Source organism: Desulfobulbus alkaliphilus (assembly GCF_016918545.1).
Lineage (GTDB): Bacteria > Desulfobacterota > Desulfobulbia > Desulfobulbales > Desulfobulbaceae > Desulfobulbus > Desulfobulbus alkaliphilus.
This window is the reverse complement of the sequence record NZ_JAFFQC010000007.1, coordinates 21407-38135: the sequence shown is the minus strand read 5'-3', so window position 1 is coordinate 38135 and position 16729 is coordinate 21407. Positions and strand designations below refer to the sequence as shown.

Here is a 16729-nt window from a genome sequence, read left to right as displayed (position 1 = left end):
ACCGTCGGATAAAGTGTCCATTCATCGAACGGTCAAAGACAGTAAAGCTGACGCACGGACGAGCACTCACGGATCCAGGATTCAGTGTTCACAGGCTTCGCGAGGGTGTCCAGGCCTGTTGAAATACTCGCTCTCTTTCTCGTTCGCCACACTCTCTGCCGGAAGTGGAAACCGGCTGAAAAATTTCCAGCACCCCCGGTTCCGGCATGCGGACGGTGTTGATGATGTTTTGCGAATACCATACCCCAGCCTGACGCCCATCGGGGGCAAGGATAACACCGCCAAAATATCTGCAGGAGGAATTTTCTATGGCGGTGTGCCATTGCCGCCAACCGCGCAATATGTTCTCGGAGATATCTACTCGGGCCCAGACTCTTGTGCGGAGGACAAATTCGTTGCTGATGGCCACAACAGATGCGGGAGCACTGGAGGAGCCAAGATAATAATAAGTATGGTCCGGGAGAACCGTGGCGGTTTTAAAGGATTTTTGAGCTTCCCGATCCACCTGCCAGGCCCCGTTGGGAATTTTGCTACTACAGCCGGAGATGAGCAGCAAAGTGAAGCAGATGAAAAGGGACAACAGAAAAAAGATAGAGGATGAGTGAGTTTTCACAAGAGCCTCGCTGCTTGCAGGAGAAAGTGGAACTGAACTGATTCACGCAATATCCAACCCTGACAAGGAATATTTCCTAAAAATTTATTATCTGGTTTTGTTTTTGTCAAGACGGCTTTGCCTGTCATCTGAGCCAACTGGTCAAGGGGGCCTTGCTGAAAGGTCCGGTGTGCCATTATTGAGGATTTTGACTGAATCCAGTTATTCGAAAAGTCTGCTGCTGGTCTTTGCACAGTCAAGAGTCAAAGATCAGCATTTTTTTCGACCAGGTTTGGCTGAATCCGTGTATATAACCTGAATCGGTGAGCGTTCGTCCGTGCGTCAGCTGTATTATCTGTGACCGTTCGATGAATGGACACTCTATCGGACGGTTACTGGCCATGCAGATGGCGTGCGAACGGATGCCCCGAAGGACGGCTGGTGAAAGGTATTGTCAAGGATTGCGCGACAATTATAAGATGAGTACAGCAAGATATATCCGAAACAAGAGTCCAGCCGTCACGGATTCAGGTATAAATCCACAGATCGAAAAATGATAGCATAACCTTATAACCCCTCTATAACCCCTCGCAAAACCTTCGACCCCGGATTGGAACACCTATGCCCGGCACAACGCAAGCGATCACTCAGGAGGAAGTTAATCTCCTATTTACCCAGGCCTGTTGCGCGCAATCAGAGGGTCGCCTCACAGAGGCCCGGGACAGATACCTGCTTTTGCTGCGGTATCTGCCCAATGCGACTCCTGTGCACTACAATATCGGTCTGGTCTATTTTGCGCTTGGATCCTTTACTGAGGCTTTAGATGAGTTTTCCCTGGCATTGACCCTGGGGCCAGAAGACACCGACGTTCTTTTCAATCTCGCTTTGTGCCAGAGTCAGATGGGAGACCGGCTGGCGGCCATCGTTTCCTACCAGCGAATTCTTGAGATCACTCCGGACAGTGTTGACTGCCTGTACAATCTGGCTGGATGTTACCGGGACAGCCACGAGTATGAACGTGCTGCTCTGGGATACCTTCGGGTGCTGGAGGTCAATCCAGAGTATCTGCCCGCTATCAATAATCTTGCCTATCTCTGTCACCGCCAGGGGGACACCGATCAGGCTTTGATCTGGTATCGACGCGTTCTGACTCTACGCCCTGAAGACGATGCTGCTCGATTCATGCTGGCCTCCCTGGTCGGGACATCAGCCATCGCCCAGGCCCCGGAGTCCTATATTCGCGGCTTCTTCGACGCGTATGCTGAAGATTTTGAATTCAGCCTGGTGACGGAGCTGGGCTATGACAATCCGCGAAAACTCTATGAATTTCTGGGGCGGTGTCCAGGTCACAAGACCGTCTATGAGCATGGTCTTGATCTCGGCTGCGGCACGGGGCTCAGCGGCACAGCTTTCATTAAAGCGGTAATGGTTTTAGACGGAGTGGATCTGTCCGCCAACATGTTGGCGCAGGCAGCGCAAAAAGGATGCTACAGTCAACTCTACCTGGATACCATCCGTCATTATCTGCGCACCACCTCGGAAACTTATGATTTTTTTCTTGCCACCGATGTCCTGATCTATATCGGTGATCTATACGATTTGTTCAAGGATACCGCCGCCATTGCCCGGCCGCAGGCTCTGTTTTGTTTTTCCACCGAGCATATGGAGACAGGGTCCTACCAGTTACGTCCGACCGGACGGTTTGCCTATTCCCGTGCCTATGTGCAGGAGGTTGCCGCCACCACGGGATGGGTTCTTCTCGCTCTGGAAAATTCCGATCTGCGCAAGGAAAGAGAGGTCTGGATCGCCGGGGATCTGTGGGTATTGCGGCGTGACAGCTGCTCTGTCAGTATTGAATAACAGGAGGACGTTGTGGATCCCATAGTAGGCAAAAATCTGTCGGAATTTCTGGAAACTCTCAGGCTGAGAGAGGAACCCATGGGGCTCTATCATACCGAAGTCAAACCAGAAGAATGCCTGGTACCTCCTGGTATGGAGCCACCGACCCCTGAACGGGAACAGCGCGGTGAGATCGACTGGCAGGCTGTTTTCGCCTCTTTTTCCTGTGTTATGGGGGGCATCTGGCGGGCCCGGAAAAAAAAGACCGCTGCTTGTTTTTCAGCCGTCCAGCCGGGATGCCCCGGGGGATCTTTTTTTCTTGGTTTTCACAAGCCGCAGACCGAAACCATCCTCAAGTATGTCACCACCGGGATCCCCGGTTGGTCCACCGGGGAAAAATACTGTGCATCCCCTGAGGCGTTACGGACTATTTTCACCTATCTTGATCCGGTCCCGGCCCCGGCAGCATACTGTGTTGTCAAGCCATTGTCCCATTTCGCCGCGGACGAAGCACCGGAGCTGGTTCTCTTTTTTTCCCGACCCGAACCTTTGTGCGGTCTGCATCAACTGGCGACTTTTGTTACCAACGATCCCGAGGTTGTCATGTCGCCCTGGAGCGCCTCGTGCGGTTCCATTGTCACCTGGCCCTTCCATTATCAAAGACGGGGCCTGAACAAAGCGGTTCTTGGTGGCTGGGATCCCTCCGCCCGGAAGTATGTTCCGCCGGATGAGTTGTCCTTCACGGTTCCTTATGCCATGTTCCTCCTCATGTTGGAGCGATACCACGATTCATTTCTGACCACTGACACCTGGAGCACAGTGGTGAAAAAAGCTGCGCGCAGTGCCAAAGTCTGGGGGGAGCAATGAAGCCCTGTTCCGGACGGGTCGAATGTGGTGCGAGGGTCAAGGCGGTCGTATCTTGACAACTTGAGAAATTGATGTAAAAGTAGAAGTGTAACTATTTGAAACTGGTTCTCTTTCCCTAGTTCTTTGTGGCGCTGTTCGATCAACACCGCAAGGATCAGATAGATGCCTGCGGTCCCGTTCGCGTGTGCCACCACGCGCGTGTGTCTCCAATAAAAGCCAAGAAATTTTGTTTCTGAATGGACACGAATCATTCATAAATCTCATCATACCAGGAGGGCATCATGAAATTATATCATATTGGTATTGTCGTTGGCAGTCTGCGCAAGGATTCTTTTAACCGTGCCTTGGCCCATGCCCTGACCGGACTGGCGCCGGAGGGGTTTACTTTCAAGTCCTTGGAAATCGGCGATCTGCCCTTATACAACCAGGACCACGATGATCGCCAGGACGACTCGGTCAAGCGTTTCAAAGATGAAATCAGGGCTGCTGCCGGTCTGGTGTTTGTCACCCCGGAATATAACCGCTCCATCCCCGGTGTTCTCAAAAACGCCCTGGATCATGCATCCCGCCCCTATGGCGACAGTGCCTGGGTCGGAAAACCAGCCGGCATCCTGGGCGTATCGGTGGGTACCATCGGCACCGCCATAGCGCAGCAACATCTGCGTACTATCCTCGCTTATCTGGATATGCCCACCTTGGGGCAGCCGGAAGCTTTTCTCCAGGCCGGCGCGGGACTCTTTGACGAATCCGGCGGAATCAGCGCCGAGTCCCGGAAATTCCTGCAAGGCTGGATGGACCGGTATGCTGCCTGGGTGCAACAACACGCCACCTGAAGAACGGTGACAGGGACCGGGAGAGCAATCGTGTTTCCGTTCTGCCCATCGATTACCGCACCGGCAGGGCACCCGGCTTCTCGGTTGGTATTGAATTGAAGAGCCAGGGTAGGCGGACGAGAATGCTATGCTGACCATCGAATATGAAACTATAGAGGATCTTGCCCGTTTTCGTGAGCAGTACGATAAACTGACGGGAGAAATACAGCAGGCCAGGGTTCAATTGGAAAACAGTCCACCGCTTGCGGCCGATTCACCCAAGGCGGAACAGCGGGCTGAATGGCGTTCCTGGCTGCAATTGCAGATCGTGGCCAGAGAGCGTCAGCGGACAGAACTGGTCAATGCACTGGTTGCCCAAGGGTACCAGGTCAATAACCTGCCGGAATGATCACCGTTGCCTGAATCCGTGACGGTTGGACACTTTCCTGGGTGTATCTTGCTGTAATTGCAATGTAATTGTATTGGGTTCATTAGTGATAATCTTCAGCCGCCGCCCTTCGGGGCGTCCGTCCGCACGATCTTGATTGCCCATACCCGTCCGATAAAGTGTCCTTTCATCAAACGGGCACCGGCAATAAAGCTGACGCGCTGACGAGCGCTCACGGACCCAGGTGTTATTTTTCAAGCTCGTTGCGGACAGCCATGGCCAGGGTTTCCATCAGGTAGGGTTTACGGACATAGCTGCCTGCTCCTAATTGGAGGGCTCTGCGGACATTTTCCGTTTCCGAGAATCCACTGACCAGAATGGCTTTCTGGCCTGGGCGTATTTTGAGGATGCGATGATAGGTTTCCAGGCCGTCGATGCCTGGATCCATGATCATGTCCAGCATCACCAAGTCAACCTGGTTGCCGGTTTGCAGATAGGCCAGCGCCGCTTCTCCACTTGGGGCAACGATCACTTCATACCCGATACTGCTGAGCATGTTCCGGGCCAGCTCTCGCTGGGTCTCGACATCATCAACAACAAGGATCGTTTCACCGTGTCCTTTATACTGTTGCGAAGGAGGAAAAGGAAGTGCCTCTGCCCTGTGTTCTGAAGTAGCCGGAAAATAGAGCATGAACCGGCTGCCTTTGCCCTCCTCACTATGAACGTCCACATAACCCTGATGGTCCTTGACCGTTCCCCAGACCACTGCCAGCCCCAGGCCGGTACCGCTTCTGCCCATGACCTTTTTGGTATAGAAGGGCTCGAATATCTTTTTCAGATCGGATTCAGCTATGCCGTGACCGGTATCCTCAACTGAAAGGAGGACATAATCACCGGCAGTGATGGTGTCGTAGCCGCTGATTGGCGCGTCCAGGTGTCTGTTTTCCGTCCTGATGGTCACCTGACCAGATCCTTCCATGGCCTCCACCGCATTGAAAATCAGGTTGAGGATGGTTTTACCAAGGTGTACAGACGATCCTTTAATATCCAGAAGCGTATTGTCCAGGTCGGTGGTGAAAAGAATACCTGGAGCCGAGGTTTTCAATTGTTGAAACTCCAGAGTGTTGAGAGCTTCCTGGATCAGGGTGTTCAAATTGACGACCTGATTGACGGACACACCTCGCCGGGCCAGGGTCAAAAGATCCTGAATGATGGCCGCACCTCGCTGACCGGATTCGAATATATTGCTGACATAGCGATGGAGCGGGTTATCCGGCGGGATTTTCATCAGCAGTAACTCCGAATACCCCACCAGCCCCCCTAGAACATTGTTCAGATCATGGGCCACTCCACCAGCGAGCGTCCCCAGAGCTTCCATTTTTTCGACCCGGTGCAGACGTTCTTCCAGTTGGCGGCGTTCAGCTATCAGGTGCAACCGCTCGCTACTGTCCCGACAAACAAGAACAATCCCGTACGGGTTGTTCTCAGTATCCCTCAAAACGCTGCCGTTGACCTCAAAATTTTTCAGGTCACCGTTTTTCATGATCAGCTGGTATTCCCGTGGGCCCAAGGGTTGGTTCATCATGTCCCTGGTATTTTTCACCGCCCGCTGCCGATCCTCAGGAGCGATGAAATCAAACATATTGCGGTCGATGACGTCCACGGCTCGATAGCCGGATATGTCCAGAGCCTGTTCATTAACAAAGAGAATGGTTCCCGCCAGGTCGGTACGAAGGACGATATCCGGCAGTGTTGCCAGGAGCTTGCTGTGCAGTTCTTCACTCTGCTGCAGGGACCGTCTGGTTCGGGTCAGAGCTGTCACATGCTCCATTTCTCGACGGCGGAAATGCTGTTGACGGATGAGCAGGGCGATCAGGGTTGCAGTGATAAACAGAGTAGCCGCAAAAAGTACATTGATACTGAGAAGAAAACGGTCAAGTCGAGTGCGCTGTGCATCAAGGATGCTCAGGGCGGACTCCCTTGAGACCCGATTGAGTGATTTGGATTGAGCAAAGACATTGGCCAGGCGGGACTGGACAATGGCCAGGGTTGTCTCCGAGTCGGGTCCGTACCCGGAGATACCTTCAGACAACCAGATCCGCGCATCGATGAGAGCCGGGGCCACCAGATTATGGAAAGCAGAAGCCTGCACCATGTTATCGAACACGTAACTCTGGCGAAGTTCGATCAAACTATCATGCACGGTATCCACTTTGCGGCGAAGCCGTTCCAGGTTTAGGTTGCTGGGCATGGATCTGGTCAATTCGGCAGCGAATGTGGCCTCGGAGAGTTCTTCAAAAATCAGGGTCAGGTCGTGGAGTTCATTGAGGACGAGAAAAGGCAGGTTTTTCTCCACCGAGCGCAAGGTGGTATTGGTATGCCAGCCGGTGCCGATCACCATGACAATCACCACGAATATGGCAACCCAAGGCAGGATGTGAGTGGCGCGGCTCAATCGTTTGTCAGGGTATTCTGTATTCAAAATGAAAAAACGTGGTGAGGTTTAAACAGTTGACCAGGTGCACAGCCGGTGGCAGTCACACGGCCTGGGAAACGGCTTCGCAGGTGACCCTTCCTGAAGTGTCAGTGTTTGCAGTTTAGAGGGACGTTGTTCGCTTGCAGCATGGTGTTGTCAAGATGCGCTTATGGCAGGACCATGCCCTGCTCTTGGTAAAATTGTTCAGCCCCGGGATGCAGGGGAATAGACAGGCCCTCCATGGCTGATTCAAGACGGATACTTTGGCCAACGGGGTGACCTGTAGCGAGGAGTTCCTGGGTGCGCCTGTTCCATAAAGCCCGGGTCAGTTGGTAGACAAGTTCATGGTCCAGGTTGGAATGGACGACCAGCAGTGCGTGAACCTGCAGGGTTGGTGTCTCCGGCAGGCCTTGGTAGGCATTGGCCGGGATAATTCCGGGGGTGAGGAAGGGGTAACGGGCCGCGATCTGTACCGCCGTGGGCGGGGCGATGGGAACCAGGAACAAACCGGTATCAATGATCTGGGAGACAGCCTCCATGGGAACGCCACCCATCATTGAAAAGCCATGGATTTCTCGGTTGATCATTTTTTCTGTGGTGAAGACCGGTTTGAGATATACAGGGAAAAAATCATTCTCGGTCAACCCATGTGCTTCGAGGACAATGCGCATAACCGGCAGGGTTCCGGAACCAAGCTCGTCGATGGAGATGCGGTTATTACGAAAATCAACGACGCTTCTGATGCCGGTATCTCTCCGGGTGACAATCTGTAATTTTTCCGGATACAGGCTGGCTACGGCGCGAAGATTGCGGGCAGCGAAAACATCGGCGAACGGACCCTGACCGTGTATAGCCTGGAAGGCCACATCAGCCTGTGCCAGGCCGGCCTCGATTTCGTTGGCCGCTACCGCAAGGACGTTGGCTACGGATCCCGTGGAATTATAAGCCACCCCGACAAGTCCTGGTATGCCCTGGATACTGTCTTCCCTGCCATCTTCTCGGGGTATAGGCGCGGTTATCCCCAGGGCAATCAGCTTGCCGACAGGATAATAAGCGCCGCCAAGGCCACCGGTGCCGATACGAAAAGGGCGCACTTCGGCATGGCCGAAGTTTGCTCCAACCAGGAGCAGGGTCAGGATGAACAGGACCATGGCCGTTGTTGCCTGCCAAACCTGTGCCGGAGAGCGCACGTCGTCGTTTTGACGAAGCACGACAGTACCTGCGACCGAAAAATCGTGGCATTCAGCTGGCGGGCTTCCTACCACTGTCCGAAACCTGATTCGGTAAGGAGGAGCTTTAGCGCAACCGTGGTTTTCTGGGTGCATGGTGCAAAAAAATGGGAAAAGACGAAATAGTACTCTCATAGATAAAGTATAGCCAAAGGAATTGCTCTCTCCAAGCAGTTTTCTGCAAACAGGCCCGGGCAAACAGTTGCTGCACAATGAAAATGAGGGGGAGTGACGTCGGCTTGATTCGCCTTGGATGGGCGCTGCACCATGAAACCTGGTATCAGGGTGTTTCGCGACTTTTTTGTGGTCAGGGCGGGGTGGACAATGTGTCGCTTGCAACTACGAGAAAAGGAGGCAAGTGAGAGACCTGCCTCCTTTTGACTATTGTTGTGATTTTGCCAGGAACCAGGGCCTGAAGTTTACTTGGCGCTTTACCGCCTCTGGCAAAACAGGAGTGAAGGGTGTTAGAAGCCTTCGCGTTCCAGGTGTTTACGAAGTTGGGCAATTTCAAGACCAAGGGACACGCATTGTTTTCCTTCCATGCATCCATCGGCGTCGGGCAGGTTGAGATAATGCTTCAACTCCTTGGCATCTTTTTTCAGGGTAACAAGCCAAGCCTGTTCCTTGTCATTATAGTTGACATCAATATCTATCCCGCACGCACCGATTTCAGGATAAAGCGATCTGATTTTATCACACAACTGCTTTTCACTGTACATGGTCAACCTCCACGTGGTGTTCATTGGCTACAGGTGATGAAGGGCTGAGCTTGGACAAGAGCTGCTCTTCATCCATGGATGAACCTTTTCTTAGGTAATTTATAAATATAATCACTGGCACGGAAATATGCCAGCAACACCTGCCTGTTTCTGGCAAAGAAACCGAGTGGGACCGAATCCTGCCATTGCATTTTCCCCCAAACCTTAGCTGTGGGAAACAGTAAATCATCCTTTGGATGAATGATCGCTGAACAGCTGTTTGGGTATTGTTGTCCTGTCGTCAGGTTATAATTTCTGAAGATTTTTTGACAATGAGATTCACCCGCCTTTCTTGAGGGCCCCGATCCGCACGCCATCTTCATTGCCGTCCCTGTCCGATAAAGTGCACTTGAATCGAACGGTCACGGGCAGCAAAGCTGACGCACGGACGAACAGTACGGACCCAGGATAAATCAGAGCCTGAGCCGGGTCCCCGGGACACGTAAATCCCTGAGTTTCAGGGAATGGCCTGCTTCGTGACAGCTCATGCAGCTTGGGGCATGGCGGAGGTACTCGTCATGCCGTTCCTTGAAGACGGGCATAAGAGCGATTCTTTCGCTGTCCATATGACAGGCGATGCAGTTGTCCTGGGTGTTGTCTAAATAACTGGGCAGGTTATCTCGATGGGGATCGACCTGGTCGGTCAGGGTCAAATACACTTTGCGCAGACCTGCCGTTTTATCCTGTATTGTTCCCTTGGTATGGCAGGCAATGCATCCGACATCCGGATGCTGGCCGTAATCCCAAGAGACTTTCTCGTAGGCATGACAGGTGATGCAAAAAGTATCAGAAGAAGTAATGGCTGTCAGTTTCAAGGCCCCACCAAGAACAACGGCGAGGGCAACAACAACGATCAATGTCCAGAAAATCGTCCTGTTTTTTTTCATACAGACCTCCTTGCAGGGAAGTTCCAACGGAGTGAGACGGTGTTCCGCCTCACTCACCTGGCAGTGTTCGGTTGTGTTGTTGCGTCAGTTCACCCGTTGGTATCCATCCCATACCAGGTCGGCCTCCGGAAACAGCGGCAAGTAGCGGAGCCAGGGATGTGAATCGAGGTGCTCTTGGCTCTGCTGCAGTTTGCGGCTATGCTCCATGATCGGCGGTACCAGTTCCTCAATCGGTTTATCCAGGTCAGCAGCAATGGCATAGTTGGTGGCGCGGATGGCCAGCCGCACCGCCTCATCACTGTATTGCTGTGAAAAAGCTAGCGTTTCCAGGGATTTGCTTGGGTTATGGAAGCCGGCGCTGTTTTCGGCTGAGACATAATCCCAGAACCACTGGCCCTTGCGGACCAATTCCCGGGCCTCGTTGATAATGGTTTCGTTAGGTAAGGGCAGATCCGGGTACTCCATGGCCATGCGCACGGCTTCATGTGCACGCACTGATTTTTCCTGGGCGATGAGGAGTTGTCGCCAGACTTTTTCCTGGTGATAAATGACTCGGCTCTTCATGAATTCCGGGGTCTTGTCGCCATGACAGGTCATGCAGGCGCTCATGCCAACATCGCTTTTCAGCGGCGAGGTCCAATGGTGCGAAGAGATGGTTGCCGGGCCGACTCTGATGCGCGGCATGTGACAGTCGGCGCAGGAAACACCGTTGGCCCCATGGATGCTGTCATAGTACATTTCATATTCGGGATGCTGGACTTTGATCATCGGAGTTTTGGAAACCGCATGCGTCCAATCGACAAATTGTCCCTTGAAACCGTCGCGTTCCGGAATACCGTTCCGGAAAAATTCGTACATCTGATCCGGGTTCATCCCGTAATCCCAGGGAAAATGGGGTTTAGCAGCTACCCCGTGGACACCGGTTTCAAAGTAGTATTCCACATGGCACTGGGCACAGACCAGGGAGCGCATCTCGTCACGGGAGGCTTGGCGCCAGTCCTTACCGGCCCTTTTGAGCGCCTCGTCAAGAGGAACGCTGGTGATGGTCAGGCGCATACTGTTCTCTGGATCATGGCAGTTGGTACAACCGATGCTGTGTTTACCGCCGTCATGCATGGGTCGGTACTGGTGGAACTCCGACGCCCAGAACTCATCCCCCTTTTCCTCGAGCAGTTGAGGGATGGTGTTGGTCTTGCAGTTCAAGCAGGTCGCTGGCAGGCCGGCCTGTTCACTGTAGCGGTTGATCCGGTCAATCTTGAAAAGATCGTCGATGGCATAGGTGTGGCCGCGGGCGCGGTCATACTGGTAACTGAAGGGATACCCGAGCCACAGGTTTTTCAGGTAAGGCTGGGCATGCTTATACCCTTTGGGCAGGGGGTTGACGCCATCGTGTTTACGGTGGGGCACTGATCCACCGTATTCGGTCATCTGGGTATCGTCATTGTTTTGCAGGTAGGATTGGTACTGGGGCATGTTTCTGAATTCCAAATTGCCCTCGCCCAGGTCGATGCCCTCGGCCTGGAGGATTGAGAATCCGGCGGCGACAAGGACTCCGATTGCACATACCAGGATCTTCTTCATGGTGACCTCTCTTCATCAAAGATAACCGTTCACCGGGTGGACAACTTGATGCTGCATACACCCGGAACCTGGAACCGTTTCCCAGTTTTCCCTTGGGGATAAGCAGGCTTCCGGTCTCGGGTATGCCTGCTTCAGGAAAACAGATTTTTCACGAATACAGGGATGGTGTTCGGTTCCTCACAAAGTGTTCTTTCAAGGGGCATGTATTGCGATTGAGAAATCAGGTGCGAGTCCGGTTCACCTCCTTAGATTTGGCCGCTGTTTGTAAAACTCGAAGTATTGCATTCATCTATTTGAAAAAAGACTTTTTTTATTGTTAACTCTATGCAGAAGACGTTCGGCACAGGTAACGCTTATGAGACAGGCACAGCAGGCAGCGTGGGGTCAAGATCTGTGCGGATGCTATTCAGCCGATACATTTTTGTCTATCTTACCTTGATTTTGATTCTTTAGCCACAATCTCGTGATCTTATTTGTATTTGATAGACGTGTCCCGGTCCACCAGGGTCACAGGTATTCCTGGGCTGGAAATAATTTGAGGAGTGATTCTGACGGCGCGATAGAAAGACTGGAAGTAAAGTTGGTAATGGAAGGGCACAGGGTATGCTTGTGCAAGGGAATGTCGATTACGACGAAACCGGGGGGCTGCCTGTTGACAACCCCAGGTATGGCCCGATACTGTAGGACGAACAATGGGGACCGCCGGTATGGGCGGTCTGTATCAGGTTGTTTTGCATCGAGTTTTGCCATGGAACCTTTCAAGGAATATTTTGTCCGCAACCAGGGGGCCCTGACTCTGGAGCAGCAACAGACCCTGGACAACAGTCATGTGGCCGTGGTCGGTTGCGGTGGACTTGGCGGATACGTGATCGAGCAGCTGGTCCGCATCGGTATCGGCCGGATGGATGTTTTTGACCCCGATGTCTTCACTGCCAGCAACTGCAACCGTCAGCTCAACGCATTGACCGCCACCCTGGGCTGCAACAAGGCTGAAATCGCCGCCCATCGGGCCCGCTGCATTCATCCGTTCGCCAGGGTGACCGCCTGGGCCGTCGATTTCCGGGATGTGCCCCAGGAGACCTGGCCGGCGGTGGACGCGGTGGTGGATTGTCTGGATAGTATCGAAGCGAGGCGAGATCTGGCACGTCTCTGCGGTGAACATAAGCAGCCCTTGATTCATGGCGCGGTCAATGCCTGGTGCGGGCAGGTTGGTGTACAGCGGCCCGGCGACGATCTTCTGGCCCGGCTGTATCCGGATCGCGCTCCGCGATTATCTTCCCCGTCGCCCCCTTCCGTGCTCGTTTGCACCGTGGTCGTTGTTGCTGGTCTTCAGGTTAGTGAGACGATAAAAGTGCTGTTGGGGGAGCCTTCGTCCCTCCGGAACAACTGGATGCACATCGATCTCAAACACGGTGATTTTGCCACCATGGGCTGAGCCGCGGACGCCCCCAAGGGCGGCCGGCGAAGGTCATTGTCAGGGATTCTGCTGCAATTCTAAACTGATTACAGTAAGATATGTCCAAAACAAGCGTCCAGCCGTCACGGATTCAGGCTCAGTTCAAGGGTACTAATGTTCCAGTCTCCCGAGTGGAGTAGCCGCCTAATTGAACCACTGTTTGTTGAAAAAGTGGCGAGTTGATCACCTCGATCACCGCAGTTATCATCGGGGAGTGGAATAACTCTCCGGGGATGAGCAGGTCATAGCGCTCCTCGACCAACGGGACGAAATTCAACCCCAGGGCCCTGGCTGCACTCTTGATGCCCAGGCCGACATCCACCTTGCCGGAAAGAACCGCCACCGCCACCGCCATGTGAGTGTATTCGTCCTGATCATAGCCTTTGATCAGATCACCATCAAGATTGTGGCGCTGCAATTCGTAATCGAGCAGCACCCGGGTGCCGGAACCGGCCTGCCGGTTGATAAAGGATATCCCTTTTCTGAAAAGATCAGCTATGCCGTCGATTTCCTTGGGGTTACCGGGCGGAACGATGAACCCCTGTTGCCGATGCACCAGGGTCAGGATGCGGATATCTCTATTCGGCAGGTATGTACGGATATAAGAGGTGTTATATGAGCCATCCCTGGGGTTAAGCAGATGGGATCCGGCCATATGGCACATTCCCTGTTTGAGGGCCATGATGCCGCCCAGGCTGCCGATATGGGTTGAGGCCAGGGGAAAGGCCGGGTCTTTTTTCCATAGGAAATCATTCAGCACATCCAGGCAGAGGTCGTGACTGCCGGTACAGAGGATGGTTCGTTCCACCTGGGACTCGGGTACGAGTACTTCCAGGTTGACTGTTGTCCCCTGTTTTTCGCCTTCCGAGGCGGGATCGATGCGCAGCATACCGTTGGCCCGGGTCAAGGTGGTAATGGCACCCGCTCCTTTTTTCAGGGGGACGGCAATGAATTGACCTTTGATTCGGCCGACGATCATACGTCGAAATTCTTCGATACCGGCGGGGGAGGGCAGGTCCTTGGCCACAATGGCCTGGATGGAAGGTCTGGCCGGAAGGTGCATACCCTGCATCTGTGCCAGCAGGGGGAGGATGAACTGCTCCATGGCGATGATTGCCGAGACCGGATAGCCGGGGATACCGACCACCGGTTTGTCGTCGATCACCCCCAGAATCGTCGGTTTGCCGGGCATGATGGTTACGCCGTGGACCAGGACCTCGCCCAACTCCTCGATGATGCGGACCGTGTAATCAGCGCTGCCCGACGATGATCCGGCATTGATCACCACCAGGTCGACATCGGTGACCATGAGAGCTGCCAGCTGGTTTTTGATGGTGGTAAAATCGTCGCTGATGATCTGGGTCACCGTCACCGCGGCTCCGGCCTCCTCGGCGAGGCCGGCCAGGACCGCCGAGTTGGATTCAATGATTTTACCCGGCGGTACTCCATCTGCGCACTCCTCCAGACCAACCAGTTCACTGCCGGTGGGCATGATCACCACTTTCGGTTTGCGGCGGACATCGACGGTCGCGCATCCACCGGTAACCAGGGCGGCGACATCGGCCGGCCGGATGATATGGCCGGTGGGGAAAAGCAGCTCAGTGGCAACAATATCTTCTCCTACTTTGCGGACATGCTGCCAGGGATATACCGGGGCACGGATGGTAGCACTGGTTTCGTCGTCGCTGAGCAGAACCTGCTCGATCATGATAACGGCATTCTTATCCGCCGGCAGAGGATAGCCGGTGTTGATCAGGTCCGCCTGACCGGTGTCAAGGCGCAGGACCAAGGGCGCATGATCACTGGCCCCGAAGGTCTGCTCAGCCCGCACTGCCAGGCCGTCCATGGCGGCAGCGTGAAAAGTGGGTGAGGAAAGGCGGGCACTGACCGGCCCGGCAGTGACCCGGCCCCGAGCCTGGCGGGAGGGGATGGTCTCCGAGACGGTACGTCTGCTGCTGAATCGTGATCGAAGCAGGCGTTCGGCTTCTTCCCTGGAATGCATGTTCAGATAGATTTTTCGTTGCATGGCAATGGATCAATGCTGAGTTAGCGGATAGGATGGGTAACCAATCAGGGGTTGTCACTGTGTGGTTAACCACGCCTGTGTACATGGAATGGGCTCAGGGGAACGCAAGGACATGGGCTTCAGATCCCTGGTCAAGCCCTTCGATGTCCCGGCCAATCGGCAGGAGTCCGTCGGCCTGCACCAGGGAATTGAGCAGACCCGATTTGCCGTACACCGGGATGGCCTGGGGAGGGGTGTTGTTCTCCGAAGGGATCAATCGTACCCGTACATAGTCTTCCCGGCCGATGGTCGAGGGGATCTGCTGGGCAGTAATGACCTTGACGACCTGTAAACCATGACTGGCGCCTAAGCCTGCCATGGCGCGCAACAGAGGACGGACAAAAAGGGTGAAGATCACCATGGCCGAGGCTGCATGGCCGGGGAGACCGAACAGGGCCTTGTTGCCCTGTCGGGCCAGAATAGTGGGCTTGCCCGGCCGGATGGCAACCCCGTGAACCAGGGTTTCGACCTCCGGCAGGGCCTTGAAGACCTGTAAGGTGTAATCACGGCGACCGACAGAACTGCCCCCTGAGATCAGCAGGATATCACATTCGGCCAAGGCTGCGGTGCACACCGCAAGGAGAGCCTCAAGGTCGTCATTGCGAATACCACAGGTCACTGGTACGCCTCCAGCCTCTTCCACCAGGGCTGCCAGAGTTGTGGAGTTGATATCTCGTATCTTCCCTGGTGGTGGTTTTTGCTCAGCAGGAACAATTTCGTCACCGGTGGACACTATAGCGACCCTGGGCTTGCGGTAGACCGGTACGGATACGATGCCCAGGCCGGCCAGCACGCCCAGATCCTGGGGCCGCAACATCCTGCCCCGCTCGAGCACCATGGCCCCTTGCCGGTAATCCTCACCGGCCTGGATAACATGTTCTCCCGGCGCCACCGGTCGATAGACGGCCACGGTTTCTTCGTCGTAGGGTTGCGTATACTCGACCATGACCACGGCATCAGCTTTTGCGGGCAGTTCCCCACCGGTCCAGATGCGAACGGTCTGACCGGGTTGCAGGGAATATTCCCATCCGGGTATACCCATGGCGATTTCGCCGGTCACCTGCAGCAGAGCTGGTTCCGAATCCGAGCAGCCAAAGGTATCGCGGGCCCTGACCGCGAACCCATCCATGGTGGAACGGGAAAAAGGCGGCAGGGCTTCCTGGCTGATGATGTCCCTTGTCAGAACGCGGTTTCGGGCCGCGTGCAAGGGCACTGTCTGCTCATCCAAGGTAGAAAAAGTTGAAAAATGGGCCAGGAACTCAGTGGAGGTGATCAGTTTGAAGAAGTCTTTCATCATCTCTTGCCTGCGGTCGGGAAGTGGGCTGATGGAGTGAGGTTGAGGTGAAATTACGTCTCGAAGATGATGACGATGACAGCCAATTGGCAACTACTTGCCGTATTGATGAAGAGTTGCTCCCTATCTCAACAAAAGCCTTGGCCGGGAAGGCTCCCCGTACCGGTCTGGATGTGCACCGATGCGGATGTGGAGAATATCAGTCGACGAGAGGACAAGGAACCCGGGAAGGATCGGCGGGGGGGTTACCCCCCGCCGATGTTGGGAAAGATGGCCAGTTGGTCCCCGTCGACCGGGACCTGTTCAAGGGAACAATGGCGTGAGTTGATCATGGTCACACCGACCTCGTCAAGATCAATACCAAGGGAACGGATAATGTCTTCCACCGTGGTCCCCTCGGGATAGTCCGTCACTTTCTGCTTGAAACGGTTGTCCCGGAAATAGGCGAAGAGTTTGACCGTCAGTTGCATAGGCCTGGTCCTTTG

The 16729-nt window shown here is 54.2% G+C and carries 14 protein-coding genes; 5 read left to right on the top strand and 9 right to left on the bottom strand.

Annotation, left to right across the window (positions count from 1 at the left end):
* Positions 1–88: 88 nt before the first annotated feature.
* Positions 89–613 (bottom strand): hypothetical protein, encoded by a 525-nt coding sequence (locus tag JWG43_RS05340; RefSeq protein WP_205241787.1) that lies wholly within the window; start codon positions 611–613, stop codon positions 89–91.
* A gap of 600 nt (positions 614–1213) precedes the next feature.
* Here JWG43_RS05340 and JWG43_RS05335 point away from each other — a divergent pair.
* The 4 genes from JWG43_RS05335 (at position 1214) to JWG43_RS05320 (ending at position 4519) form a co-directional block, all read left to right on the top strand.
* A complete protein-coding gene (locus tag JWG43_RS05335) occupies positions 1214–2452 on the top strand; it encodes a tetratricopeptide repeat protein (RefSeq protein ID WP_205241786.1) in 1239 nt (412 codons plus the stop codon).
* A gap of 12 nt (positions 2453–2464) precedes the next feature.
* Positions 2465–3298 carry a DUF169 domain-containing protein gene (locus tag JWG43_RS05330; protein ID WP_338033237.1) on the top strand — a complete coding sequence of 278 codons (834 nt, stop codon included), beginning with the start codon at positions 2465–2467 and terminating at the stop codon, positions 3296–3298.
* A gap of 281 nt (positions 3299–3579) precedes the next feature.
* On the top strand, positions 3580–4131 hold the full coding sequence (locus JWG43_RS05325) for an NADPH-dependent FMN reductase (protein ID WP_240193400.1): 552 nt from the start codon (positions 3580–3582) through the stop codon (positions 4129–4131).
* Between the two features lie 127 nt (positions 4132–4258).
* Entirely contained in the window at positions 4259–4519 is a 261-nt protein-coding gene (locus JWG43_RS05320) for a hypothetical protein (RefSeq protein ID WP_205241785.1), read from the top strand.
* A gap of 226 nt (positions 4520–4745) precedes the next feature.
* On the opposite strand, the gene JWG43_RS05315 is transcribed toward JWG43_RS05320, so the two are convergent.
* The 5 genes from JWG43_RS05315 to JWG43_RS05295 form a co-directional block, all read right to left on the bottom strand.
* Positions 4746–6899, bottom strand: a complete 2154-nt coding sequence (locus JWG43_RS05315) for a hybrid sensor histidine kinase/response regulator (RefSeq protein WP_205241784.1) — start codon at positions 6897–6899, stop codon at positions 4746–4748.
* A 242-nt stretch (positions 6900–7141) separates the two neighbouring features.
* The gene (locus tag JWG43_RS05310) at positions 7142–8185 is read right to left on the bottom strand and encodes a TAXI family TRAP transporter solute-binding subunit (protein WP_205241783.1); all 1044 of its coding nucleotides are present in this window, start codon (positions 8183–8185) and stop codon (positions 7142–7144) included.
* A 482-nt stretch (positions 8186–8667) separates the two neighbouring features.
* Complete coding sequence (locus tag JWG43_RS05305; protein ID WP_205241782.1) at positions 8668–8922, bottom strand: hypothetical protein; 255 nt, start codon at positions 8920–8922, stop codon at positions 8668–8670.
* A 452-nt stretch (positions 8923–9374) separates the two neighbouring features.
* On the bottom strand, positions 9375–9848 hold the full coding sequence (locus tag JWG43_RS05300) for a multiheme c-type cytochrome (RefSeq protein ID WP_205241781.1): 474 nt from the start codon (positions 9846–9848) through the stop codon (positions 9375–9377).
* An 84-nt stretch (positions 9849–9932) separates the two neighbouring features.
* Positions 9933–11429 carry an ammonia-forming cytochrome c nitrite reductase subunit c552 gene (locus JWG43_RS05295; RefSeq protein ID WP_205241780.1) on the bottom strand — a complete coding sequence of 499 codons (1497 nt, stop codon included), beginning with the start codon at positions 11427–11429 and terminating at the stop codon, positions 9933–9935.
* 748 nt (positions 11430–12177) lie between these two features.
* Here JWG43_RS05295 and JWG43_RS05290 point away from each other — a divergent pair.
* Complete coding sequence (locus JWG43_RS05290) at positions 12178–12864, top strand: HesA/MoeB/ThiF family protein (protein ID WP_205241779.1); 687 nt, start codon at positions 12178–12180, stop codon at positions 12862–12864.
* Between the two features lie 118 nt (positions 12865–12982).
* Here JWG43_RS05290 and JWG43_RS05285 read toward each other — a convergent pair whose 3' ends face one another.
* The 3 genes from JWG43_RS05285 to JWG43_RS05275 form a co-directional block, all read right to left on the bottom strand.
* Positions 12983–14911: a molybdopterin biosynthesis protein gene (locus JWG43_RS05285; protein ID WP_205241778.1), complete on the bottom strand. Its 1929-nt coding sequence runs from the start codon at positions 14909–14911 to the stop codon at positions 12983–12985.
* Between the two features lie 94 nt (positions 14912–15005).
* Positions 15006–16247, bottom strand: coding sequence for a molybdopterin molybdotransferase MoeA (locus JWG43_RS05280; RefSeq protein ID WP_240193399.1), 1242 nt, complete (start codon positions 16245–16247; stop codon positions 15006–15008).
* Positions 16248–16489: 242 nt separating this feature from the next.
* On the bottom strand, positions 16490–16714 hold the full coding sequence (locus tag JWG43_RS05275) for a MoaD/ThiS family protein (RefSeq protein ID WP_205241777.1): 225 nt from the start codon (positions 16712–16714) through the stop codon (positions 16490–16492).
* Between the last annotated feature and the right edge of the window lie 15 nt (positions 16715–16729).

Bases quoted from the DNA above. Each gene is read 5' to 3' on its own strand.
- JWG43_RS05320 (WP_205241785.1), top strand. From the start codon at position 4,259: ATGCTGACCATCGAATATGAAACTATAGAGGATCTTGCCCGTTTTCGT.
- JWG43_RS05325 (WP_240193400.1), top strand. From the start codon at position 3,580: ATGAAATTATATCATATTGGTATTGTCGTTGGCAGTCTGCGCAAGGAT.
- JWG43_RS05335 (WP_205241786.1), top strand. From the start codon at position 1,214: ATGCCCGGCACAACGCAAGCGATCACTCAGGAGGAAGTTAATCTCCTA.
- JWG43_RS05315 (WP_205241784.1), bottom strand. From the start codon at position 6,899: ATGGTGATCGGCACCGGCTGGCATACCAATACCACCTTGCGCTCGGTG.
- JWG43_RS05295 (WP_205241780.1), bottom strand. From the start codon at position 11,429: ATGAAGAAGATCCTGGTATGTGCAATCGGAGTCCTTGTCGCCGCCGGA.
- JWG43_RS05285 (WP_205241778.1), bottom strand. From the start codon at position 14,911: ATGCAACGAAAAATCTATCTGAACATGCATTCCAGGGAAGAAGCCGAA.
- JWG43_RS05275 (WP_205241777.1), bottom strand. From the start codon at position 16,714: ATGCAACTGACGGTCAAACTCTTCGCCTATTTCCGGGACAACCGTTTC.
- JWG43_RS05290 (WP_205241779.1), top strand. From the start codon at position 12,178: ATGGAACCTTTCAAGGAATATTTTGTCCGCAACCAGGGGGCCCTGACT.
- JWG43_RS05300 (WP_205241781.1), bottom strand. From the start codon at position 9,848: ATGAAAAAAAACAGGACGATTTTCTGGACATTGATCGTTGTTGTTGCC.
- JWG43_RS05305 (WP_205241782.1), bottom strand. From the start codon at position 8,922: ATGTACAGTGAAAAGCAGTTGTGTGATAAAATCAGATCGCTTTATCCT.
- JWG43_RS05280 (WP_240193399.1), bottom strand. From the start codon at position 16,247: ATGATGAAAGACTTCTTCAAACTGATCACCTCCACTGAGTTCCTGGCC.